Annotated in this window: 17 protein-coding genes; 6 read left to right on the top strand and 11 right to left on the bottom strand. The window is 69.1% G+C overall.

Annotation, left to right across the window (positions count from 1 at the left end):
- Positions 1-22: 22 nt before the first annotated feature.
- The 3 genes from B9C99_RS06005 to B9C99_RS06015 all read left to right on the top strand — a co-directional run bounded on the left by B9C99_RS06005 (position 23) and on the right by B9C99_RS06015 (position 6,022).
- Entirely contained in the window at positions 23-1,573 is a 1,551-nt protein-coding gene (locus tag B9C99_RS06005) for an alpha/beta hydrolase (RefSeq protein ID WP_088897258.1), read from the top strand.
- A gap of 85 nt (positions 1,574-1,658) precedes the next feature.
- Positions 1,659-2,996: a glutamine synthetase family protein gene (locus B9C99_RS06010; protein ID WP_016690827.1), complete on the top strand. Its 1,338-nt coding sequence runs from the start codon at positions 1,659-1,661 to the stop codon at positions 2,994-2,996.
- 14 nt (positions 2,997-3,010) lie between these two features.
- Complete coding sequence (locus B9C99_RS06015) at positions 3,011-6,022, top strand: bifunctional [glutamine synthetase] adenylyltransferase/[glutamine synthetase]-adenylyl-L-tyrosine phosphorylase (protein ID WP_088897259.1); 3,012 nt, start codon at positions 3,011-3,013, stop codon at positions 6,020-6,022.
- Between the two features lie 7 nt (positions 6,023-6,029).
- Here the strand turns inward: B9C99_RS06015 and B9C99_RS06020 are convergent, their stop codons facing one another.
- The 4 genes from B9C99_RS06020 to glnA form a co-directional block, all read right to left on the bottom strand.
- Positions 6,030-6,365, bottom strand: a complete 336-nt coding sequence (locus B9C99_RS06020; protein WP_039958655.1) for a hypothetical protein — start codon at positions 6,363-6,365, stop codon at positions 6,030-6,032.
- Positions 6,366-6,611: 246 nt separating this feature from the next.
- A complete protein-coding gene (gene katG / locus B9C99_RS06025; RefSeq protein WP_172414878.1) occupies positions 6,612-8,798 on the bottom strand; it encodes a catalase/peroxidase HPI in 2,187 nt (728 codons plus the stop codon).
- 37 nt (positions 8,799-8,835) lie between these two features.
- Positions 8,836-9,276 carry a Fur family transcriptional regulator gene (locus tag B9C99_RS06030; RefSeq protein WP_186455104.1) on the bottom strand — a complete coding sequence of 147 codons (441 nt, stop codon included), beginning with the start codon at positions 9,274-9,276 and terminating at the stop codon, positions 8,836-8,838.
- Positions 9,277-9,501: 225 nt separating this feature from the next.
- Entirely contained in the window at positions 9,502-10,938 is a 1,437-nt protein-coding gene (glnA, locus tag B9C99_RS06035; protein WP_016694971.1) for a type I glutamate--ammonia ligase, read from the bottom strand.
- Between the two features lie 210 nt (positions 10,939-11,148).
- Here glnA and B9C99_RS06040 point away from each other — a divergent pair, with 210 nt between their 5' ends.
- A complete protein-coding gene (locus tag B9C99_RS06040) occupies positions 11,149-11,625 on the top strand; it encodes an RDD family protein (RefSeq protein WP_016694972.1) in 477 nt (158 codons plus the stop codon).
- A gap of 105 nt (positions 11,626-11,730) precedes the next feature.
- On the opposite strand, the gene B9C99_RS06045 is transcribed toward B9C99_RS06040, so the two are convergent.
- The 5 genes from B9C99_RS06045 to B9C99_RS06065 all read right to left on the bottom strand — a co-directional run bounded on the left by B9C99_RS06045 (position 11,731) and on the right by B9C99_RS06065 (position 18,451).
- Positions 11,731-12,471: a DUF4191 domain-containing protein gene (locus tag B9C99_RS06045; RefSeq protein WP_016694973.1), complete on the bottom strand. Its 741-nt coding sequence runs from the start codon at positions 12,469-12,471 to the stop codon at positions 11,731-11,733.
- A gap of 83 nt (positions 12,472-12,554) precedes the next feature.
- Positions 12,555-13,565 carry a lipoyl synthase gene (gene lipA, locus B9C99_RS06050; RefSeq protein WP_026061742.1) on the bottom strand — a complete coding sequence of 337 codons (1,011 nt, stop codon included), beginning with the start codon at positions 13,563-13,565 and terminating at the stop codon, positions 12,555-12,557.
- 54 nt (positions 13,566-13,619) lie between these two features.
- Positions 13,620-14,399, bottom strand: coding sequence for a lipoyl(octanoyl) transferase LipB (gene lipB / locus B9C99_RS06055; RefSeq protein WP_016694975.1), 780 nt, complete (start codon positions 14,397-14,399; stop codon positions 13,620-13,622).
- Positions 14,400-14,527: 128 nt separating this feature from the next.
- The gene (gene sucB / locus B9C99_RS06060; RefSeq protein ID WP_088897260.1) at positions 14,528-16,642 is read right to left on the bottom strand and encodes a 2-oxoglutarate dehydrogenase, E2 component, dihydrolipoamide succinyltransferase; all 2,115 of its coding nucleotides are present in this window, start codon (positions 16,640-16,642) and stop codon (positions 14,528-14,530) included.
- A 297-nt stretch (positions 16,643-16,939) separates the two neighbouring features.
- Complete coding sequence (locus B9C99_RS06065) at positions 16,940-18,451, bottom strand: leucyl aminopeptidase (RefSeq protein ID WP_088897261.1); 1,512 nt, start codon at positions 18,449-18,451, stop codon at positions 16,940-16,942.
- Positions 18,452-18,606: 155 nt separating this feature from the next.
- Between B9C99_RS06065 and gcvT the strand changes: the two genes are divergently transcribed.
- Together gcvT and B9C99_RS06075 are read left to right on the top strand one after the other, a co-directional pair.
- On the top strand, positions 18,607-19,707 hold the full coding sequence (gcvT, locus tag B9C99_RS06070) for a glycine cleavage system aminomethyltransferase GcvT (protein WP_088897262.1): 1,101 nt from the start codon (positions 18,607-18,609) through the stop codon (positions 19,705-19,707).
- A gap of 32 nt (positions 19,708-19,739) precedes the next feature.
- The gene (locus B9C99_RS06075) at positions 19,740-20,846 is read left to right on the top strand and encodes a branched-chain amino acid aminotransferase (RefSeq protein ID WP_088897263.1); all 1,107 of its coding nucleotides are present in this window, start codon (positions 19,740-19,742) and stop codon (positions 20,844-20,846) included.
- Between the two features lie 93 nt (positions 20,847-20,939).
- Here the strand turns inward: B9C99_RS06075 and B9C99_RS06080 are convergent, their stop codons facing one another.
- Positions 20,940-21,704, bottom strand: coding sequence for an adenosylcobinamide-GDP ribazoletransferase (locus B9C99_RS06080; protein WP_088897264.1), 765 nt, complete (start codon positions 21,702-21,704; stop codon positions 20,940-20,942).
- Positions 21,704-22,795, bottom strand: coding sequence for a nicotinate-nucleotide--dimethylbenzimidazole phosphoribosyltransferase (gene cobT, locus B9C99_RS06085; protein ID WP_088897265.1), 1,092 nt, complete (start codon positions 22,793-22,795; stop codon positions 21,704-21,706). Before cobT ends, B9C99_RS06080 begins: the two co-directional genes overlap by 1 nt.
- Positions 22,796-22,871: the final 76 nt, after the last annotated feature.

Raw genomic sequence — 22,871 nt, forward strand, 5'->3', positions numbered from 1 at the left:
CGGAGCGTGGCACGATCGGATCGTGCCCCACCCTGCTCGCGCGCGCATCCGTCGTCTGTCCGTCCTGGCGTTCGTGGCCGCTGCCGCGGCGACCGCGTGCGGTGACACCGCGCAGGAGGAGCGGCAACCGTCGGCGGTCGGAGTGGTTCCGGGACTCGAGCGGTTCTACGAGCAGGACGTCGACTGGGAGTCGTGCAGCTCGTACGGCGCCGACGGGCCGATGATGGTGCGTCAGGGTGTCGAGTGCGCACGCATCGAGGTTCCCCTCGACTACGAGGACCCGAACGGTGAGGTGATCACCCTCGCGGTGTCGCGACTGCCCGCCGGTGGCGACCGGATCGGTTCCCTGCTCGTCAACCCCGGCGGCCCGGGCGCCTCGGGACTGTCCACCGCGCTCGCGGCCGACGGCACCGTCCTCGCCGACCGCTTCGACGTGGTCGGCTTCGACCCCCGCGGTGTCGGCTCGTCCGAACCGGCGGTCCGCTGTCTCACCGACGCCGAGTTCGACGCCGACCGCGCTGTGGACGACGGGGACACGAGCCCCGAGGGCATCGCCGCGACGGAGAAGCGCAATCGCGAGTACGCGGAGTTGTGCGCCGAACGCAACGGCACCGATCTGCTCGCGCACCTCGGCACCCGGGAGGTCGTGCAGGACATGGACGTCCTCCGCGGCGTCCTCGGGGACGACGCGCTGACCTATCTCGGCTACTCCTACGGAACCCGCCTCGGCACCCTCTACGCCGAGGCATTCCCGGGCCGGGTGCGGGCGATGGTGCTCGACGGCGCGATCGATCCGGAACAGGACCCGGTCGAGGAGATCGTGTTGCAGGCCGAGGGCTTCCAGAAGGCCTTCGACGAATTCGCGGCGTACTGCGCGCAGTACGCCGGGTGCCCGCTCGGCACCGATCCGGCCCGGGCCGCCGAGCGGTTTCGCAGCCTCGTCGACCCGCTGCTCGACGCTCCGGCACCCACCACCGACCCGCGCGGACTGAGCCACCGCGACGCCATCACCGGTGTGCAGCAGGGCCTGTACTCGCCGACCCTGTGGGGTTCGCTGCGCGGCGGGCTGGAGTCGCTCGCGACCACCGGCACGGGCGACACCCTGCTGCGACTCGCCGACCTCTACGAGGGCCGCGCCGAGGACGGCACCTACAGCAACATCACCGACGCCTTCAACGCCGTCCGGTGCGTCGACGACCCGCCGGTGACCGACCGGGCCCTGGCCGGCGAACTCGACATGCGGTTCCGCGCGGCTGCCCCCTTCCTCGACGACGGCCGCGGCACCGGATCGGCGGCCCTGGACGTGTGTGCCTTCTGGCCCGTTCCGGCGACGGGGGAGCCGCACACCCCCGACGTCCGCGATCTGCCGCCCGTGCTCGTGGTCTCGACAACCGGCGATCCGGCGACGCCCTACGGCGCAGGAGTCGAACTCGCCGCCAGGCTCGGCGGTGTCCTGGTGACCTTCGAGGGAACTCAGCACACCGTCGCCCTGGACGGCAACGCGTGCGTCGACACCGCCGTGACCAGCTATCTTGTGGATTCGACGGTGCCGGAAAGTGATCCTCACTGCTGAGCGTCGACGGGCGTGAGCGACACGCCATCCGCAAGTGTCACCTGATGTAACACGGAATTAACGGATTGTGCCTAGTCTCGCGAGTATGGATCGCCAGAAGGAGTTCGTGCTCCGCACCCTCGAAGAGCGCGACATTCGGTTCGTGCGCCTGTGGTTCACCGACGTCGTCGGCACCCTCAAGTCGGTGGCGATCGCGCCGGCCGAACTCGAAGGCGCCTTCGAGGAGGGCATCGGATTCGACGGCTCGGCCATCGAAGGCTTCTCCCGGATCTCCGAAGCCGACATGGTCGCGCGTCCCGACGCCACCACCTTCCAGGTGCTGCCCTGGGTCGACGACCGGGGTCACCAGTACTCGGCCCGGATGTTCTGCGACATCACCATGCCCGGCGGCACCCCCAGCTGGGCCGACCCCCGCCACGTGCTGCGCCGCCAGCTCAACAAGGCCTCCGATCTCGGCTTCAGCTGCTACGTGCACCCCGAGATCGAGTTCTTCCTCGTCGAGGACGGCCCCGAGGGCGGCGCCCCCGTCCCGGCCGACATCGGCGGCTACTTCGACCAGTCCGTGCACCGCTCGGCCCCGCACTTCCGGCGCCACGCGATCGACGCTCTCGAGTCCATGGGCATCTCGGTGGAGTTCAGCCACCACGAGACCGCACCCGGCCAGCAGGAGATCGACCTGCGCTACGCCGACGCGCTGTCCATGGCCGACAACGTCATGACCTTCCGCTACGTGGTCAAGGAGATCGCGATGCAGGAGGGCGTGCGGGCGACGTTCATGCCCAAGCCCTTCCGCGACCACGCCGGTTCCGCGATGCACACCCACATGTCGCTGTTCGAGGGCGAGACCAACGCCTTCCACGACCCCGACGACCCGCTGCAGCTCTCGGCGACCGGCAAGGCGTTCATCGCCGGTGTCCTCGAGCACTCCAACGAGATCAGTGCCGTCACCAACCAGTGGGTCAACTCGTACAAGCGTCTCGTGCACGGGGGAGAAGCCCCCACGGCCGCGTGCTGGGGCCCGTCGAACCGGTCCGCGCTCGTCCGCGTCCCGATGTACACGCCGAACAAGGCGTCGTCGCGTCGTGTGGAGATCCGTACCCCGGACTCGGCGTGCAACCCCTACCTGACCTTCGCGGTGCTTCTCGCGGCCGGTCTGCGCGGCATCGAGAAGGGCTACGAGCTCGCTCCCGAGGCCGAGGACGACGTGTGGTCGCTGACCTCCGCCGAGCGTCGCGCCATGGGCTACCGCGAACTGCCCACCGATCTCGACATCGCGCTGCGCGAGATGGAGAAGTCCGAGCTGGTCGCCGAAACCCTCGGTGAGCACGTCTTCGACTACTTCCTGCGCAACAAGTGGCGGGAGTGGGAGAACTACCGCAGCCAGGTCACTCCCTTCGAACTCGAGCAGTACCTGGGGTTGTAAGCGACGATGGAAGCGTGGTGAGACCGCCCAGCGCGCGTTCGGTAGTTCCCGGCCCCGGTCGGCTCGGCCTCGTCGAGCCGACCGCGCCCGCCGAGCTCGCTCGACTCGGATGGAACGACGCCGACAGCGTCGAACTGCTGTGGGCGCTGTCCCGTGCCCCCAACGCCGACCTGGCCCTGCGCACCCTCACGCGCCTGGCCGACGCGCTCGGTGACGACTGGGCCGAGCTCGACTCGGCGCTGCGCTCCGACACGCGTCTGCGCGGCCGGTTGTTCGGGTTGTTCGGGGCGTCGTCGGCGCTCGGCGACCACGTCGTCGCCAATCCCGATCGCTGGAAGATGCTCGCGGGCGGTACGGCACTGCCCGACAAGCACACCTTCACGGCGCGGATGCTCGACAGCGTCGACGCCGAACCCGAACCCGACGGGCGTCCCGGCCGGCTGATCCACCGGGCCGGGCTCGTCGGTCCGCACGCCGTCGCGGCGTTGCGCACCACCTACCGCGACCAGCTCATGTTGATCGCCGCCGCAGACCTCGCGGCGGTCGTCGAGAACGAACCGGTGCTGCCCTATCTCGAGGTGGGGGCGCTGCTCGCCGACCTCGCCGACGCGGCGCTCACCGCTGCCCTCGCGGTGGCCGTGTCCACGGTGATCCCGGAGGGTCCGTGCCCGATCGACCTCGCCGTCATCGCGATGGGCAAGTGCGGTGCGCGCGAGCTGAACTACGTCAGCGACGTCGACGTCGTCTTCGTCGCCGAACCCGCCGATGCCCGTGCGAGCCGGATCGCCGGGGAGATGATGCGTATCGGGACGTCGGCCTTCTTCGAGGTCGATGCCGCGCTGCGGCCGGAGGGCAAGCGCGGTGAGCTCGTCCGCACCCTCGAATCCCACGTCGCCTACTACAACCGGTGGGCGAAGACCTGGGAGTTCCAGGCGCTGCTCAAGGCGCGGCCGATGACCGGGAACCTCGACCTCGGCCGCCGGTACATCGACGCCCTGAGTCCGATGGTGTGGACCGCCTCCGAACGCGAGGACTTCGTGCCCGACGTGCAGGCGATGCGCCGCCGGGTCGAGGAGATGGTGCCCCCCGAGTTGCGCGAACGCGAACTCAAGCTCGGACGCGGCAGCCTCCGCGACGTCGAGTTCGCCGTGCAGTTGCTGCAACTCGTGCACGGTCGCGTCGACGAAGCGCTGCGCGTGCCCAACACCGTCGAAGCGCTGTGTGCGCTCGCCGACGGCGGGTATGTCGGGCGCGACGACGCCGCGAACATGCGGGCGTCCTACGAGTTCCTCCGCCTGCTCGAACACCGGCTCCAGCTCCAGCGGCTCAAGCGGACCCACACCCTGCCGCCGCCCGAGGACCGCGAGGCCCTGCGGTGGCTCGCGCGCGCCGCGCACATGCGGCCGGACGGGCGCAAGGACGCCCTCGGCGTGCTCGAATCGGAGATCAAGCGCAACTCGTCGCGGATCCGGAAACTGCACGCGCGCCTGTTCTACCGGCCGCTGCTGGACTCGGTGAGCAAGCTCGACAAGGAAGCGCTGCGGCTGTCGCCCGACGCGGCCGTCCGCCAGCTCGCCGCGCTGGGCTACAACGGCCCGCAGCACGCGATGGAACATCTGGCGGCGTTGTCCGGGGGAGCCTCCCGCAAGGCGCGCATCCAGGCACTGCTGCTCCCGCAGTTGCTCGAGTATCTCGGCGAGACAACCGATCCCGACGCCGGTCTGCTCGCCTACCGACGGCTGTCCGATGCGCTCTACGACACGGTCTGGTTCCTGCGGGTGCTGCGCGACGAACCGGCCGTCGCCGAACGTCTCATGACGGTGCTCGGCTCGTCGGCCTACGTCGCCGATCTGCTGGTGAAGTCTCCCGAGGTCATCCGCCTGTACGCCGACGCGTCGACCGGGCCGCGACTGCTCGAGGCGAACCCGCCCGAGGTGGCGCGCGCCCTCGTCGCATCGTCCTCGCGCTACTCCGACCCCGCTCGCGCCATCGCCGCCGCGCGTTCGCTGCGCCGCGCCGAACTCGCGCGCGTCGCGAGCGCCGACATCCTCGGCATGCTCGACGTGCCGCAGGTGTGCCGGGCGTTGTCCACGGTATGGGCGGGTGTCCTCGAAGCCGCGCTCGACGCGGTGATCCGGGGCTCGGAACAGTCCCGCGGACCGGCGCCGGCGCGTATCGCAGTGATCGGGATGGGCCGGCTGGGAGGCGGCGAACTCGGCTACGGATCCGACGCGGACGTGCTGTTCGTGTGCGACCCGCTGCCGGACGCCGACGAGACCGAGGCGGTCAAGTGGGCCACGAGCATCGCCGAGCAGGTGCGGCGACTGCTCGGCGCGCCGAGCACCGACCCACCGCTCGAGGTCGATCTGGATCTGCGTCCGGAAGGTCGCAGCGGCCCGATCGTCCGGACGTTCGCGTCCTACCGGGCGTACTACACGCAGTGGGCCGAGGTCTGGGAGGTGCAGGCGCTGCTGCGTGCACACGCCGTCGCGGGCGACCGCGAACTCGGCACCCGCTTCCTGCACATGATCGACGAGGTGCGCTATCCGGAGGGCGGGGTCTCGCAGGAGGCCGTCCGCGAGATCCGGCGCATCAAGGCACGCGTGGACTCCGAGCGGCTGCCGCGCGGGGCCGACCCGGCCACCCACACCAAACTCGGACGGGGCGGCCTCGCCGACATCGAATGGACCGTGCAGCTGCTGCAACTCCAGCACGCCTACCGGCTCCCGGCGCTCCGCACGACCTCGACGCTCGAGGCGCTCGACGGCATCGGCGCGGCGGAACTGCTCAGCGCGACCGACGTCGAACTCCTGCGCACGGCATGGATCACCGCGACGGATGCGCGGAACTGTCTCGTGCTCGTCCGCGGCAAACCGACCGACCAGCTCCCGGGGCCGGGACGGCTGCTCGAAGCCGTTGCCCGCGTGACGGGGTGGCGTGGTGAGGACGCGTCGGAGTTCCTCGACCACTACCTACGCGTCACGCGTCGGGCGCGGGCGGTCGTCGAGCGGGTGTTCTGGGACTGACGGACCATCAGTCGCAGAAGACGACGAGTGCGAGTCCTCGCCAGACCTCGACCTCGGTCTTGTCCCACTCCTTGTTCTCGTGGTCCCAGTCGTACTCGACCTCGACGTCGTAGCCGCGGTCGCGTTGCTCGGTCACCCTGCAGTTCTGCATGGTGCTGCCGGACCGGTTGAGGATGATGTAGGGGACTCCCGCGTCGGAGAGCACCTGCTGTGCCTGCTCCTGCGACATGCCGACGACGGAGATGTCGGTCTGGGCCGCTGCGGTGCCTGCGAGTGCGACGGACAGAGGGACGGGGGACAGCATGACAGCGGCGCATGCTGCCGAAACGAGGGATCTACGCATGGTGGCCTCCCGAGGAGACGTGTCGTTCGGATACGGACCACGTCGCATCCACTCCCCCGCGAGCGGGTGTGACGAACATCACCAAAGCTGTGTCCTCACGGTACACCCGTGTGCAGTACGGCTGTCCAGTCGGTTTCGGCTCGGCGGACCTGCGCACGACCCCCTCCACACGACGGAGCCACCCGCCGAACACGACGGGTGGCTCCGGGACGGTGCGTCAGGCGCGGTCGTGGACCGCCGGCGCGGTCACTTCTTCAGATCGAAACGATCCAGGTTCATCACCTTCGTCCAGGCCGCGACGAAATCGCGGACGAACTTCGGGCCGGCATCGTCGGTCGCGTAGACCTCGGCGAGCGCCCGCAGCTGCGAGTTGTGCCCGAAGACCAGGTCGACGGCGGTCGCGGTGTATTTGACCTGGTCCGATCCCCGAGCGCGTCCTTCGTAGACGCCCTCGCTGTTCTGCGAGACCTTCCACTCGGTCCCCATGTCGAGCAGATTGACGAAGAAGTCGTTCGTCAGGGTCTGCGGGCGGTCGGTGAAGACCCCGTGCTTGCTGCCGCCGTGATTCGCGCCGAGCGCACGCAGACCGCCGACGAGCACCGTCGTCTCGGGAGCGGTCAGCGTCAGCAGGTTGGCGCGCTCGAGGAACAGCTTCTCGGGCGGAAGCTTCTCTTCACCGCGCAGGTAGTTGCGGAAACCGTCGTGCTTCGGCTCGAGCACCTCGAACGACTCGACGTCGGTCCACTCCTGGCTCGCATCGGTGCGGCCGGGGAAGAACGGAACCGTGATGTCGTGTCCCGCATCCTCGGCGGCCTTCTCCACCGCGGCGTTACCGGCGAGCACGATCAGATCCGCCAGGGAGACCTTCTTGCCGCCGCCGGCGGAGCCGTTGAAGTCCTGCTGGATGCCCTCGAGGATCTGCAGCACCTGTGCGAGCTGCTCGGGTTCGTTGGCCTCCCAGTTCTTCTGCGGTTCGAGCCGCACCCGTGCACCGTTCGCGCCGCCGCGCTTGTCGGTGCCGCGGAAGCTCGCGGCCGACGCCCACGCGGTGGCGACGAGCTGCGGGATCGTCGCTGCCGAGTCGAGGACCTTCGCCTTGAGCGACGCGATGTCGCTGTCGTCGATCAGCTCGTGGTCGACGTCCGGCACCGGGTCCTGCCAGATCTGCGGTTCCGGGATCCACGGTCCGCGGTACCGCGAGATCGGGCCCATGTCGCGGTGCAGCAGCTTGAACCACGCCTTGGCGAACTCCTGCTCGAGTTCCTCGGGATGATCGAGCCAGCGGCGGGTGATCTCCCCGTAGATGGGGTCGTACCGCAGCGCGAGGTCGCTGGTGAGCATGCCCGGCGCGTGCTTCTTCGTCGGGTCGTGGGCGTCGGGCACAGTGTCCGCGCCGGCGCCACCCTTCGGCGTCCACTGCCACGCACCGGCGGGGCTCTTGGTCTTCTCCCATTCGTAGGCGTACAGCGTCTCGAGGAAGCTGTTGTCCCACTTCGTCGGAGTCGGCGTCCAGGTGACCTCGAGACCGCTGGTGATCGTGTCGCCACCGGCACCGGTGCCGTGCGAGTTCTTCCAGCCGAGACCCTGCTGTTCGAGCGGGGCACCCTCGGGTTCGGGACCGAGATTGTCGGCCGGGGCGGCGCCGTGCGTCTTGCCGACGGTGTGACCGCCGACGATGAGCGCGGCCGTCTCGACGTCGTTCATCGCCATCCGGCCGAACGTCTCCCGGATGTCGCGTCCGGACGCGAGGATCTCCGGGTTACCGTTCGGGCCTTCGGGATTGACGTAGATCAGACCCATCTGGACGGCGCCCAGCGGGCCCTGGAGTTCACGCTCACCGGCGTAGCGCTCGTCGCCGAGCCAGGTGTCCTCCGGACCCCAGAAGACCTCGTCGGGCTCCCAGATGTCCTCGCGGCCGAACGCGAAGCCGAAGGTCTTGAAACCCATCGACTCGTAGGCGCAGTTGCCGGCGAAGACCAGCAGGTCGGCCCACGAGAGCTTGCGGCCGTACTTCTTCTTGATCGGCCACAGGAGGCGACGTGCCTTGTCGAGGCTGACGTTGTCGGGCCAGCTGTTGAGCGGCGCGAACCGCTGCGCACCCTTGCCGCCGCCGCCGCGACCGTCGGCGATGCGGTAGGTGCCGGCCGAATGCCAGCTCATGCGGATGAACAGACCCCCGTAGTGGCCGAAGTCGGCCGGCCACCAGTCCTGGGAATCCGTCATCAGGTCGATCAGATCCTGACGGAGCGCCTCGACGTCGAGGGATTCGACTTCCTTCGAGTAGTCGAAGTCGGGTTCCAACGGATTGGACAGCGGTGAATGCTGGTGCAGGACCGTCAGATCCAGCTGGTCCGGCCACCAGTCCTGATTGGTCCTGGGCCGGTGCGGTGACGGCTCGGGGGAGGGGACTGCCGGGTTTTCGCTTTCGGACACTGCGGTTTCCTTCCGGATCAGGGTCGATCGGACCGATTCAGGGCTGTTGTCGTGGATCGTCTGTCGAACAGTCGCGGCACAGGCCCCAGAAGACGACGTCCGCCTCGTCGACGTCGAAACCTGCGTCGTCCACCGGAGACAGGCAACGCGAGTCGCCGATGGTGTGGTCGACATCCGAGATCGCGGCGCAGGACCGGCAGACGAGGTGGTGATGGCTGTCGCCGACACGCACCTCGTACCGCGCGTGGAAACCTGCGGGCTGGATTCGTCGGAGCAGACCGTGTGCCGAGAGAGCGTGGAGGATGTCGTACACGGTGTGCCGGCCGATGCCGGGAACGACGGCGCCGACCGCTTCGAAGATGCGATCGGCATCGGCGTGCGGGTGCTCGTGCGCCGCATCGAGCACCGCCAGACGCTGTCGGGTCACGCGAAGACCGGCTGCGCGTAACCCCTCGGAGAAATCCCGCGTCGTGGGCACGTGCCCACTATGGACCACTTTTCTGGAATCGGTCGTGATTTCGCCGGATTCGATGACGAACGAACGCATCTCGCGCGCCGAACCGGGGCTTGCTACTGCTGCAGCAGCGGCGAACCCCGTTTCGGCGCGCGAGGATGCCGGAACGGAAAGGGTGCGGACAAGGCGAGAGGCCGCCCGTCCCGGAAGGGACGGACGGCCTCTCGAAGAGTGCTTACCGGACTCGACTCAGCAGTCGAAGTACAGCTGGAACTCGTAGGGGTGCGGACGCAGGTTGACCGGAGCGATCTCCTGCTCGCGCTTGAGCGAGATCCAGGTCTCGATGAGGTCGGTGGTGAAGACGCCGCCCTCGGTGAGGTACTCGTGGTCGCGCTCGAGGTTGTCGATCACGGCCGACAGGCTGGTGGGAGCCTGCGGGATGTTCTTGGCCTCCTCCGGCGGGAGCTCGTAGAGGTCCTTGTCGACCGGAGCGAGCGGCTCGATCTTGTTCTTGATGCCGTCGAGGCCGGCCATCATCTGCGCCGCGAAGTTCAGGTAGGGGTTACCCGAAGAGTCGGGAGCGCGGAACTCGAGGCGCTTGGCCTTCGGGTTGTTGCCCGTGATCGGGATACGCACGGCGGCCGAACGGTTGCGCTGGCTGTACACGAGGTTGATCGGAGCCTCGTAGCCCGGCACCAGGCGGTGGTACGAGTTGATCGTCGGGTTCGTGAAGGCGAGCAGCGACGGCGCGTGGTGCAGGATGCCGCCGATGTACCAGCGGGCGAGGTCGGACAGACCCGCGTAGCCGGACTCGTCGTGGAACAGCGGCTTGCCGTCCTTCCACAGCGACTGGTGCACGTGCATGCCCGAGCCGTTGTCGCCGAAGAGCGGCTTCGGCATGAAGGTGGCGGTCTTGCCGGCCTTCCACGCCGTGTTCTTGACGATGTACTTGAACAGCTGCAGGTCGTCGGCCGCGGAGAGCAGCGTGTTGAACTTGTAGTTGATCTCGGCCTGGCCGCCGGTGCCCACCTCGTGGTGGCCGCGCTCGAGCTCGAAGCCGGCGAGCTGCAGGTTGGTGGAGATCTCGTCGCGCAGGTCGACGTAGTGGTCGTACGGAGCGACGGGGAAGTAGCCACCCTTCGGGCGGACCTTGTAACCACGGTTCGGGGTGCCGTCGGCGTTGTACTCGGCGCCGGTGTTCCACGAGCCGGAGATCGAGTCGAGCTCGTAGAACGCGCCGTTCATCTTCGAGTCGTAGGAGACGGAGTCGAAGATGTAGAACTCGGCCTCGGCACCGAAGAAGGCGGTGTCGGCGATGCCGGTGCTGACCAGGTACTCCTCGGCCTTACGCGCGACGTTGCGGGGGTCGCGGCTGTAGGACTCGCGGGTGAACGGATCGTGGACGAAGAAGCTGACGTTCAGGGTCTTGGCGGCACGGAAGGGGTCGATGCGGGCGGTCGTCACATCGGGGAGCAGGAGCATGTCCGACTCGTGGATGGACTGGAAACCCCGCACGGAGGATCCGTCGAATGCCAGGCCGTCCTCGAAGACGTCCTCGTTGAACGCCTTCGCCGGGATCGAGAAGTGCTGTTCGATGCCGGGCAGGTCCGTGAAGCGGATATCGACGTACTCGACGTTCTCTTCCGCGATGTACTTGATGACCTCTTCGGCCGTGGTGAACGCCACGCTTGTGCTCCTTCAGTCGGTGCGCGCCATGGGTGCTGGGCGCCTGCGTCGGATCAGACGTTATGGATCTGGTGTTGCCCGTCCATCAAGCCTATGTTTCGCGGGTGTTACACATGCTTTCGTCCTGCTGTGAGGTCGAAAAGGTGGTATAAGTCACCACTGCCAACACGGGTCGACGCCGGTCCGCCCATAAGAGCTTATCCTGGTGCCATGGCACGCATGACGGGCAGTTGGCTTTCCGGGCCTGCTGCGGCGCTTCCCAAAGGTCTCCAGCAGGAGCAGGACTATCCCGGGCAGCTGCTCGGCCTCCCCGAACACGGCCCCGGCTCCATGGTGCCCACCGTCCGCCGGGTCCTCGCCCTCGCGGTCGACTGGTTCATGTCCATGGCGATCGCCGCCGGCCTCGTCGGCGGCAACCCGCTCGAGAGTCCGTTGCTGTCGTCGTACACCCTCATCATCTGGTTCGTGGTGGGCGTGGGATGCGTGAGCCTGTTCTCGTTCACCCCCGGCCAGTTCGTCGCCGGGCTGCAGGTCGTGCGGGTGGACGCCCCCGTGCGGGTCGGCATCGTGCGCGCGCTCGCACGTCAGGTGCTGCTGGTGTTCATCGCGCCGGCGCTCGTCACCGACATCGACGGTCGCGGTCTCCAGGATCGCGCCACGGGCACCGCGGTAGTTCGTTCGCGCTGATCGCGCGGGCGTCCGTTCGAACCGACCCTCCGGAAACTCTCCGCATACACCGAAGGCCGCCTTCGTCCCCGGGACGAGAGGCGGCCTTCGGTGTAGTTCGGCAGATCAGCGGCGACGCATGGTGCGCTGCACGCTGCGCATCTTCGCGCCGGCGGGAAGCGGGCCCTTGGGCATGGCCGGCCCGGACTTCTTCGTGCTCAGCGCCGACAGACGACCCTCGATGGTGTCCATCCGCTTGGTGTCGATGTTGCGGGGCAGCTTGTTCAGACGCTTCTGCAGCTGGGAGAGCTGGATCTGGCCCTCCTCGTTGCCGACGACGAACTCGTAGATCGGGGTGTCGCCGACGAGACGCGCGACCCGCTTCTTCTCCTGGGCCATCAGGCCCTTCACGCGACCGGGATTGCCCTCACCGACGAGGATGATGCCGGGACGTCCGATGACGCGGTGCACGGCGTCGAGCTGGGTGGTGCCCGCGACAGCCTGACTCACGCGCCACGCGCCCTGCAGGTTGTCGAGCGCCCACGCGGCCGCACCGGCCTGGCCGTCGGCCTTCGCATACACGCTCTTCTGCACGCGGCGTCCGAAGATGATGAAGGCCAGCAGGACGCCGACGAGGATGCCGACCGGCAGCAGGAACCACTGGATACCGAAGATCAGACCGACGAGGAAGAACACCACGATCGAACCGACGAGGGCACCGATCATCCACGGCAGGAGTGCCTTGTCCTCCTTGCGCTGGATCTGGAACGCCTGCCACAGCTGGGTTCGACGCTCCTTCGACGCCTGCTTGCGTGCGGCCTTCGCCGCAGCCTTCGCTTCCTTGTCGGTCTTGCTGCCCTTCGCCATGTACTCAAGGATACGGCCCCGGTGATGGCACGTTTACCACCACCGGTGCCGCCTGAGGACCTGCCGCGACGCGCGGCGCGAGGTCAGTTGCCGAAGCGTGCGAGAACGGCACCGGCTTCCTGGGACGCCGTGCCCTCCTCGGCGAGATGCGCCTGGTCGGCGGGAAGTTCGCGGCCGTGATGGGCCATCGCCTGCGCGTACAGGCGACCGGCGCGGTACGACGAACGCACCAGCGGCCCGGCCATCACACCGGCGAACCCGATCTCGCGGGCGGTCTCGGAGTGATCGACGAACTCCTGCGGCTTGACCCAGCGCTCGACCGGATGGTGGAGCGGGGAGGGCCGCAGGTACTGGGTGATCGTGATGATGTCGCAGCCGGCGTCGTGCAGGTCGTGCAGCGCTTCGGTGACCTCCTCGGGGGTCTCGCCCATGCCGAGGATGAGGTTGGACTTGGTGACCAGTCCGAAATCGCGGGCCTGCCGGATCACGTCGAGCGACCGTTCGTAGCGGAAGGCCGGACGGATGCGCTTGAAGATCCGCGGCACGGTCTCGACGTTGTGCGCGAGCACCTCGGGGCGCGACTCGAAGACCTCCTGCAGCAGATCGGGCTTGCCGTTGAAGTCGGGGATCAGGTTCTCGACGCCGGTGCCCGGGTTGAGCGCATGGATCTGCTTCACCGTCTCGGCGTACAGCCACGCACCGCCGTCGGGCAGATCGTCGCGGGCGACGCCGGTGATCGTGGAGTAACGCAGACCCATCGAGCGGACCGACTCGGCGACACGGCGCGGCTCGTCGCGATCGAGCGCCGTGGGCTTACCGGTGTCGATCTGGCAGAAGTCGCAGCGACGGGTGCACTGCTCGCCGCCGATGAGGAATGTCGCCTCGCGGTCTTCCCAGCACTCGTAGATGTTGGGACAACCGGCTTCCTCGCAGACCGTGTGCAGACCTTCGCGTCGCACCAGGCCTTTGAGGTCGGTGTACTCCGGGCCCATCTTCGCCCGGGTCTTGATCCAGTTGGGTTTGCGTTCGATCGGCGTCTGCGCGTTTCGGGTCTCGATCCGCAGCAGCTTGCGTCCTTCTGGGGCCACAGTCACGCACTCGATCGTACGCCGCCGGTCCCGCCCGGACCCGGCGGGTGCGACCGCCCCTCAGAACCGGTGCGTCGTGAATTCCGGGGTGGTGGTGGGAATTCCGGACGTGCCGACCGCCTGCTCGAAGGTGACACGCTCGATGTCGCACTCGGTCACGGGGATTCGACCGTCGAGAGCAGCGATGACGGCCTCGGTGACGGCCGGGATCACATCGTCGACGGTGACCTCCCGGCCGAGTTCGCCGGTGAGCGACGCGACTCCGGCGTCGCGGATGCCGCACGGGACGATCGAGTCGAAGGCGTCGAGAGCCGAATTGCAGTTGAGTGCGAAGCCGTGCATGGCGACACCTCGCTGCACCCGGATGCCGATGGCGGCGATCTTGCGTTCGGGGAGCCAATGCCCGTCGCGTAGCTCGGCGGGGAGCCAGACGCCGGAGCGTCCCTCCACCCGGCCGCAGGTCAGGCCCATGTCCGTGCAGACGCGGATCAGACCCTGTTCGATGCGACGCACGTAGCCGACCACGTCGATCGGCTCGGCGAGCTTGACGATGGGGTAGCCCACGAGCTGTCCGGGGCCGTGCCAGGTGATCTTGCCGCCGCGGTCGACGTCGATGACGGGCGTGCCGTCGGTGGGGCGGTCGCCGTCCTCGGTGCGGCGCCCGGCCGTGTAGACCGGCGGGTGTTCGAGCAACAGCAGGGTGTCGGCGCCGATGCCGTCGGCGCGCTCGTTGGCGAGTTCGCGCTGTCTCTCCCAGGCCTCGAGATAACCGATGGTTCCGAGACGTGCGACGGCGACGGGAGCCGAATCGGAACGGGCGGAAGACGAGGGATCACTCATGTTCCTGAACTCTACGCCGCACCGCAGGGGGAGGGCACCCGCTGTGGCGCGGACGCCGACGGGGGCATCACCGCAGTGGTGATGCCCCCGTCGGAGGTCGTCCGGACGGACAGTCCGGATCCGGAAACCTACAGTCCCAGATCGGCCTCGAACGCGCCCTCCTCGAGACGATGCTTGATCGTCTTGAGGAAGCGGCCCGCGTCGGCACCGTCGATCAGCCGGTGATCGTAGGTGAGCGGCAGGTAGCACATCGAGCGGACGCCGATGGACTCGTTGCCGGTCTCGTCGATCACCACGACCGGACGCTTGACGATCGCGCCGGTTCCGAGCATCGCGGCCTGCGGCGGCACGAGGATCGGGGTGTCGAACAACGCGCCCTGGCTACCGATGTTGGTGATGGTGAAGGTGCCACCTGCCAGCTCGTCGGGCTTGAGACCACCCTTGCGGGCACGCTCGGCGATGTCGGCGATCGCGCGGGCGAGCTCGGCCAGCGACAGGTCGCCGGCGTTGTGGATCACCGGGGAGAGCAGGCCCTGCTCGGTGTCCACCGCGATGCCGAGGTGCTCGGCCGCGTGGTAGGTGATCTCCTTCTTGCCGTCGTCGAAGGAGGCGTTGACGTTCGGGTGCGCGCGCAGCGCCTCGACGACGGCCTTCGCGAAGAACGGCAGGAAGGTGAGGTTGACGCCCTCGCGCTCGGAGAACGTCTTCTTCGCCTGGGCCCGCAGCTGGGCGATCTTGGTGACGTCGACCTCGAAGGTCTGGGTGAGCTGCGCGGTGGTCTGCAGCGACTCGAGGGTCTTCTTCGCCGTGATCTGGCGGATGCGGTTGACCTTCTGGGTCGTTCCGCGCAGCTTGGCGAGCTCGGGACGCACACCCGGAGCCGGACCGGCCGGAGCGGCGGGCTTCTGCTGCTCGCCACCGGCGGCCTTGCCACCCTCGGCGGCAGCGAGGACGTCCTGCTTGCGGATGCGGCCACCGACACCGGTGCCCTTCACCGTCGACAGGTCGACACCGTGCTGCGAGGCGAGCTTGCGCACGAGCGGGGTGACGTACGGGGTCGCACCGCTCGGGGTGGACTCCTCCTGAGGCGCGGGCTTCGGCGTCGTCGCCGCGGTCCCGACCGGCTTCGGTGCGGGAGCCGGGGTGGCCTGCTCCACCTTCGGGGCCTGCTGCTGGGCGGCGGGCTTCTGCGCCGGAGCCTCCTGCTTGGGAGCTTCCTGCTTCGGAGCCTCCTGCTTCGGCGCGGGCTTCTCCTCGGCCGGAGCGGACTGCTGGGCCGGGGCCTCGCTGCCGATGACGGCGAGCTGTCCGCCGACCTCGACGGTCTCGTCCTCCTGCGCGGAGATCTCGGTGAGGATGCCGGCGACGGGGGATGGGATCTCGGTGTCGACCTTGTCGGTGGAGACCTCGAGGAGCGGCTCGTCCACGGCGACCTCGTCACCGACGGCCTTGAGCCACCGGGTGACGGTGCCTTCGGTGACCGACTCGCCCAGTGCCGGCATGGTGACCGGGGTGCCCTCGCCGCTACCACCCGAGGATGCGGGCTGTGCGGGCTCGGACGGCGCCGGAGCGGCCTCCTCGGACGGCTCGGTGGTGGGCTCGGTTGCCGGCGCCTCTTCGGCGGGCGCGGACTGCTCGGCGGGGGCGCCACCGCCGATGACGGCGAGCTGTCCGCCGACCTCGACGGTCTCGTCCTCCTGCGCGGAGATCTCGGTGAGGATGCCGGCGACCGGGGAGGGGATCTCGGTGTCGACCTTGTCGGTGGAGACCTCGAGGAGCGGCTCGTCCACGGCGACCTCGTCGCCGACGGCCTTGAGCCAGCGGGTGACGGTGCCTTCGGTGACCGACTCGCCCAGTGCCGGCATGGTGACCGGGGTGCCTTCGCCGCTGCCACCCGAGGATGCGGGCTGCGCGGGAGCGGACTCCGCTGCGGGCTCCTCCGCGGGAGCCTCCTCGGCCGGCGCCTCTTCGGCGGCGGGTGCGGAATCTCCGCCGGCTTCCTCACCGGCGTCACCGATCACGGCCAGTTCGCCACCGATCTCGACCGTGTCGTCCTCCTGGGCGACGATCTTGACCAGCACGCCGGCTGCAGGCGACGGGATCTCGGTGTCGACCTTGTCCGTGGAGACTTCGAGCAGGGGCTCGTCGACTTCGACCGTGTCTCCTTCCTGCTTGAGCCATCGCGTGACAGTTCCCTCGGTGACGCTCTCACCAAGCGCTGGCATCTGGACGGAGAAGGCCATGTCTGTTGACTCCTCGACGGTTGTGTTCGTGTGTGTTGAGTTGTACCGACTCGTGGTCGCCGACCATTGTGTGGTCGTTGACCATTGTGCGCGGGGCGGGAACCCCGTGCCTGCTGGTTCACGTGTTCGGTCGGGCCGATACCGGCGGGGCATGGCCCCTCCCATCCTTGCACCTATCTTTCGGTGATGTTCGGGGAGGGGCGGATCACCTCACACCGTGGGTTCCGCTGTTGCCGATCACACCGGTCCTCTCCCTTGCCCGGGCGGGCCCGTAGGCGAGAGGACCGGTGCGGGAGATCATCCGTTGGCGGCGACGTCCTCGATCACGGCGAGCATCGTGCGCACGGGCACGCCGGTGCCGCCCTTGCCGACGTAACCGAACGGTCCGCCGGTGTTGAAGGCCGGGCCGGCGACGTCGATGTGCGCCCACTGCACACCCTCGGCGACGAACTCCTTCAGGAAGATGCCGGCCGTGAGCATGCCGCCCCACCGGTGCGGGGAGACGTTCGCGAGGTCGGCGACGCGGGACTCGAGATCACCGCGCAGTTCCTTCGGGAAGGGCATCGCCCAGCCGTTCTCGCCGACCTCCTGGGACAGCGCGGCCACGCGGTCGCGGAACTCGTCGTGACCCATGACGCCCGGCGTCCGGGTGCCGAGGGCGACCATCTGCGCGCCGGTGAGGGTCGCGGTGTCGATGAGGTAGTCGGGATCGTCCTCGCACGCACGCACGATGGCGTCGGCGAGGATCAGGCGACCCTCGGCGTCGGTGTTGATGACCTCGACGGTGGTGCCGCCGTACTGGGTCAGCACGTCGCCCGGACGCTGCGCGGTCGACGACGGCATGTTCTCGGCCATCGGCACGGTCGCGGTGACGTCGGCGGCGACACCGAGCTTCGCGGCGAGCACGACGGTCGCGACGACCGCGGCGGCGCCGGCCATGTCGGAGGTCATCGCCTCCATGCCGGCGGCGGGCTTGATGGAGATGCCGCCGGTGTCGAAGGTGATGCCCTTGCCCACGAGCGCGACCTTCGGGGCCTTGCGCTTCTTCGACGAGTAGGACAGACGGACGAGGCGCGGGGGACGCGACGAGCCCTTGCCGACGCCGACGATGCCGCCGAAGCCCTTCTTCTCGAGCGCCTTCTCGTCGAGGATCTCGACCTTCAGGCCGGCGGCCTCACCGAGTGCCTTCGCGCGCTCGGCGAACTCGGCCGGGAACAGGTGGCTCGGCGGGGTGTTCACGAACTCGCGGGCCGTCGCGACGGCCTCGGCGATCGCGACGGAGCGGGTGAGCGCCGCTTTCGCCGCGCGGTCGCGGGTCGACGGCACGAGCAGCTCCACCCGCGCGACCGGCCGTGCGTCCTCCTTGGGGGCGGACTTCTCCGACCGGAACTCGGTGTAGGTGTAGGCGCCGAGCGCGAAGCCCTCCGCCGCGGCCCCGAGGTCGACGGCGGACAGTGTGGTCGCGACCGTCTCCACACCCGTCAGTGTGCGTGCCGCGGTCCCGGCGGAGCGGCGGACCTGCTCGGCGTCGATCTTGTCGGCGTCGCCGAGACCGACGGCGAGCACGCTCGCCACGGGCAGGGAGGCAGGGGCCGGCACGCGGGTGAGTTCCTCGCCGCGGCCCTTCGCGCCCACGGCGACCAGGGAGTCGAGCAGTTCGCCGAGTACCGCCTCGTCGATCGGGGCGTCGCCCGCGAGGATCTCCGGGGTGCCGTCGGACGAGGTCACGCCGATCACCAGGACATCGGCTCGTTTGGAAACCGAACCGGCGAGAACGAGTTCGGGAAGATCGGGAGTGGGTGCACTCACAGGGCATCTCCTTGGAGCTTGGTCGGGAACGAGCGAGTCGTTCTCTTGCGGCGTCGTTCGGTGCGAGGGGAATCGCCTCGATGCCATCGACCCTAATGACAACGACGCCCGGCGTCGCTGTCGGACACGGTGGCGGTGGGATAGCGTCGTACGCCATGAGCGACGAGGAACTGAAGCAGGGCCCCATCCACACCGTGCACGTCGAACTCGGTGCGACCTTCGCTCCGTTCGGCGGCTGGGAGATGCCGGTCTCCTACGCCGGGACGGTCGCCGAGCACACGGCCGTGCGCGAGAACGTGGGACTGTTCGACGTCAGCCACCTGGGCAAGGCGCTCGTCGCCGGACCGGGTGCGGCCGAGTTCCTCGACACCACGCTCAGCAACGACCTCACCCGTATCGGTCCCGGCAAGGCGCAGTACACGCTGTGCTGCACCGAGAACGGCGGTGTCGTCGACGACCTGATCGTCTACCACGTCTCCGACGACGAACTCTTCCTCGTTCCGAACGCGGCCAACACCGCGGCGGTCGTCGAGGCGCTGTCCGCCGCGGCGCCGGCGGACGTCACAGTGACGAACCAGCATCGCGACCACGCGGTGTTCGCCGTCCAGGGTCCGAAGTCCGTCGAGGTCCTCGAGGCGCTCGGCCTGCCCACCGACATCGCCTACATGGGCTTCGCCGACGCCGAGTACGAGGGTGCTCCGGTGCGCGTGTGCCGTAGCGGGTACACCGGTGAACGCGGCTACGAGGTGCTGCCGCGCTGGGACGACGCCGAACGCGTCTTCCGTGCCCTGCTCGACGCCGTCCGCGCCCAGGGTGGTCAGGCCGCCGGTCTCGGCGCCCGCGACACCCTGCGCACCGAGATGGGCTACGCGCTGCACGGGCACGAGCTCTCGGTCGACATCTCCCCGCTCGAGGCGCGGGTCGGCTGGGCCGTGGGCTGGAAGAAGCCGCAGTTCTGGGGTCGCGACGCCCTGCTCCGCGAGAAGGAGACGGGCCCGGCGCGGAAACTGTGGGGCCTGCGGGCACTCGACCGCGGCGTCCTGCGTCAGGATCTGACCGTGCGTCGCGACGGCGACGAGGTCGGGCGGACCACCTCGGGCACCTTCTCTCCGACCCTCAAGATCGGTATCGCCCTCGCGCTGCTCGACACCTCCGCCGGACTCGAACCGGGCGACGAAGTGACCGTGGATGTGCGCGGACGATCGCTGCGTGCCGAAGTGGTGGCTCCGCCGTTCGTCGAGGACCACACCAGATAATGGTTTTGCGGGCGGTTGTACCATTGTCCTCCATGACAGGTGTCCTCGAATTCGCCCGCGTCCAGCATCCTTCACCGAGCTCTGCGGAGCGGCGACAGGAGATTCTGTCGAATCCCGGATTCGGGCAGCACTTCACCGATCACATGGTGTCGATCACCTACACCGACGGAATCGGCTGGCACGACGCGAAAGTCGAGCCGTACGCGCCGATCCCGCTCGACCCGGCCGCGATGGTCCTGCACTACGGGCAGGCGATCTTCGAGGGTCTCAAGGCCTACCGCCAGGCCGACGGCAGCATCGCGTCGTTCCGCGTGAACGCCAATGCCGCGCGCATGAACCGGTCCGCGGAGCGGCTCGCGATGCCGTACCTGCCGCCGGAGCTGTTCGTGAAGGCGATCACCGAGTTGGTCGAGGTCGACGACGAGTGGGTTCCCGCCGCCGGCGGTGAGGATTCTCTCTACCTGCGTCCGTTCGCGTTCGCGACCGAGCCGGCTCTCGGCGTGCGGCCCGCGAAGGAGTACAAGTTCCTCGTCATCGCGTCCCCGGCGGGTGCCTACTTCCCGCGCGGCGTGAAGCCCGTCAACGTGTGGCTCTCCCGCGAGTACGTGCGCGCCTCCCCGGGCGGCACCGGTGCCGCGAAGTTCGCCGGCAACTACGCGGCCTCGCTCGTCGCGCAGGCGCACGCTGCCGAGCAGGGCTGCGATCAGGTGGTCTGGCTCGACGCGATCGAGCGCAAGTACGTCGAGGAGATGGGCGGCATGAACCTGTACTTCGTGTACGGGTCCGGTGCCGATGCGCGCCTCGTCACGCCGGAACTGTCCGGCTCGCTGCTCCCCGGCATCACCCGCGACTCGCTGCTCACCCTCGCCAAGGACTCCGGTCTCGCGGTCGAGGAGCGTCGCATCAGCACCGACGAGTGGCGTGAGAAGGCCGGCAGCGGTGAGATCACCGAGGTGTTCGCGTGCGGTACCGCCGCGGTCATCACGCCGGTCGGCAGCGTCAAGGACAAGGACGGCGAGTTCACCATCGCCGACGGCGAGCCCGGCCCCATCACGATGGCCCTGCGCGACACCCTGACGGGCATCCAGCGCGGTACCTTCGCCGACACCCACGGATGGATGACGACGCTGCGCAAGTGACGTAGCCACGAACGACGCGAGGGGTGCTGCCGGATTCCGGCGGCACCCCTCGTCGTTTCGGGGGGAGCGCGATCTATTCGGGGGGAGCGCGATCTAGAGGAGGCTCGCCGCTGCGACTGCGACGGCGGCGACCGTGCCCTCGGTGACCGCGCCGAGCACGTCGCCGTTCGTGCCGCCGAACCGCGCGGCGCAGTGACGGGCGAAGAGCACCGCGACGACCAGCACCACCGTGACGACGAGCGGTCCCGCCCAGAGCGGACCGGGCAGGCACACGAGCGACAGTGCCACCGCGGCCACCGTCCACACCGCGATCGGCACGACGCCCTGTGTGCCTGCCACGAGCGAGCCGAAGCCGCTGCCGGGCGCGGCCGGGACACCGCGCCGGCACGCGAGGACCACGGCCACACGTCCCGAGAAGACTGCGAACGCGACCGCCCACCACGCGTCGGTGTCGGCGAGCGCGCCGAACGAGGCGGCCTGCAGACCGAGGACGACGACGAGCGCCGCGACACCGAAGGGACCGGCGCCGCCGCTGTGCATCACCTCGCGCGCCCGCTCGGGCGGGCCGTAGCAACCGAGACCGTCGGCGGTGTCGCTCAGCCCGTCGACGTGCATTCCCCGGGTGCCGACCGCCAACACCCCGACACACACCAGGCCCGTCACCAGTGGTGGCGTCTCGACGGCGGAACCGACCAGGCAGACGGCCGTGGCCGCGGCGGCGAGTACGGCACCGGCGATCGGCGCCGCGGAGATCGCACGTCCGGCGACCGTCCGGTCGATCTCCGACGGGCCTCGCGCGGGCAGCACCGTCAACCATGACAGGGCCAGCGCGACCCCGCCGAGCCAGGCGCGGATCATCAGTCGGCGGTCGCCGGGGTGCTCTCGTCGCGGGTGCTCACGCCCGCTTCGGAGAAGGTGGCCATCTGCGCGAGGATCGCGACCGCACCCTGCAGCACCGGCAGCGCCGTCACGGCTCCCGAGCCTTCGCCGAGGCGCATACCGAGGTCGACGATCGGCTCGAGCCGGAGGTGGCGCAACGCGATGGTGTGGGCGGGTTCGGCCGACCGGTGACCGGATATCCACCAGCGGGCCGCGCCGGGTGCGAGTTCCTCGGCGACCATCGCGGCGGCGGTGACGACGACCCCGTCGAGGATCACCGGCGTCCGGCGGACCGCGGCCTGTGCGAGGAAGCCCGCCATCGCCGCGAAGTCCGCGCCACCGGCGGTGCGCAGCAACGCGACGGGATTGCGCACGTGGGGCCGTGCCCGCCACATGGCGTCGCGGATCGCGGTGACCTTGCGCATCCACCCCGCGTCGTCGACGCCGGTGCCGCGGCCGACCGCGGCCACGGGTTCGGTGGAGGTGAGGGTGGCGATGAGAACGGTTGCAGGAGTGGTGTTCCCGATCCCCATATCGCCCGCGACGAGCAGATCCACGCCTTCGTCGACCTCGCGGTCGGCGAGCGCACGGCCGGCCGCGATCGCGCGGACCGTCTCGTCGTGCGTCAGTGCGTCCTCGCGGTCGATGCTGCCGCTCGAACGCCGGATCTTGAACTCGGACACCTCGGGGGAGGTGTCGCTCTCGACGGCCATGTCGACGACTCGCACGCTCGCTCCCGCGGCGGCGGCGAGCACGTTCACGGCGGCGCCTCCCGCGGACAGGTTCGCGACCATCTGCGCGGTGACCTCCGGCGGGTAGGCCGAGACCCCGTTGCGCGCGACGCCGTGATCGCCTGCGAAGACCACGACCCGCGGCCGGCGGAAGGCATGGGGTGGGACCTCGCCCTGGCAGGCGGCGACCCAGCACCCGAGTTCCTCGAGCCGTCCGAGTGAACCGGCGGGCTTCGTCAGATCCCGCTGGCGTTCCTCGGCGGCGACGCGTGCTTCGAGATCGGGTAGGTCGACGCGCGGGAACTCGACGTCGGCGGGGGAATCGGAACCGCTGGTCACAGGTCACCTCTCGGACGGATCTTCACGCGAGAACGCTATCAATCGCCCGGTCTGGCAGAAATCCGACGTTGTGCGT

Source organism: Rhodococcus sp. BUPNP1 (assembly GCF_002215235.1).
Lineage (GTDB): Bacteria > Actinomycetota > Actinomycetes > Mycobacteriales > Mycobacteriaceae > Rhodococcus.

Excerpts from the sequence above, each read along its gene's own strand:
- B9C99_RS06010 (WP_016690827.1), top strand. The coding sequence starts at position 1,659 with ATGGATCGCCAGAAGGAGTTCGTGCTCCGCACCCTCGAAGAGCGCGAC.
- B9C99_RS06020 (WP_039958655.1), bottom strand. The coding sequence starts at position 6,365 with ATGCGTAGATCCCTCGTTTCGGCAGCATGCGCCGCTGTCATGCTGTCC.
- B9C99_RS06040 (WP_016694972.1), top strand. The coding sequence starts at position 11,149 with ATGGCACGCATGACGGGCAGTTGGCTTTCCGGGCCTGCTGCGGCGCTT.
- B9C99_RS06045 (WP_016694973.1), bottom strand. The coding sequence starts at position 12,471 with ATGGCGAAGGGCAGCAAGACCGACAAGGAAGCGAAGGCTGCGGCGAAG.
- lipB (WP_016694975.1), bottom strand. The coding sequence starts at position 14,399 with ATGAGTGATCCCTCGTCTTCCGCCCGTTCCGATTCGGCTCCCGTCGCC.
- sucB (WP_088897260.1), bottom strand. The coding sequence starts at position 16,642 with ATGGCCTTCTCCGTCCAGATGCCAGCGCTTGGTGAGAGCGTCACCGAG.
- gcvT (WP_088897262.1), top strand. The coding sequence starts at position 18,607 with ATGAGCGACGAGGAACTGAAGCAGGGCCCCATCCACACCGTGCACGTC.
- B9C99_RS06075 (WP_088897263.1), top strand. The coding sequence starts at position 19,740 with ATGACAGGTGTCCTCGAATTCGCCCGCGTCCAGCATCCTTCACCGAGC.
- B9C99_RS06080 (WP_088897264.1), bottom strand. The coding sequence starts at position 21,704 with ATGATCCGCGCCTGGCTCGGCGGGGTCGCGCTGGCCCTGTCATGGTTG.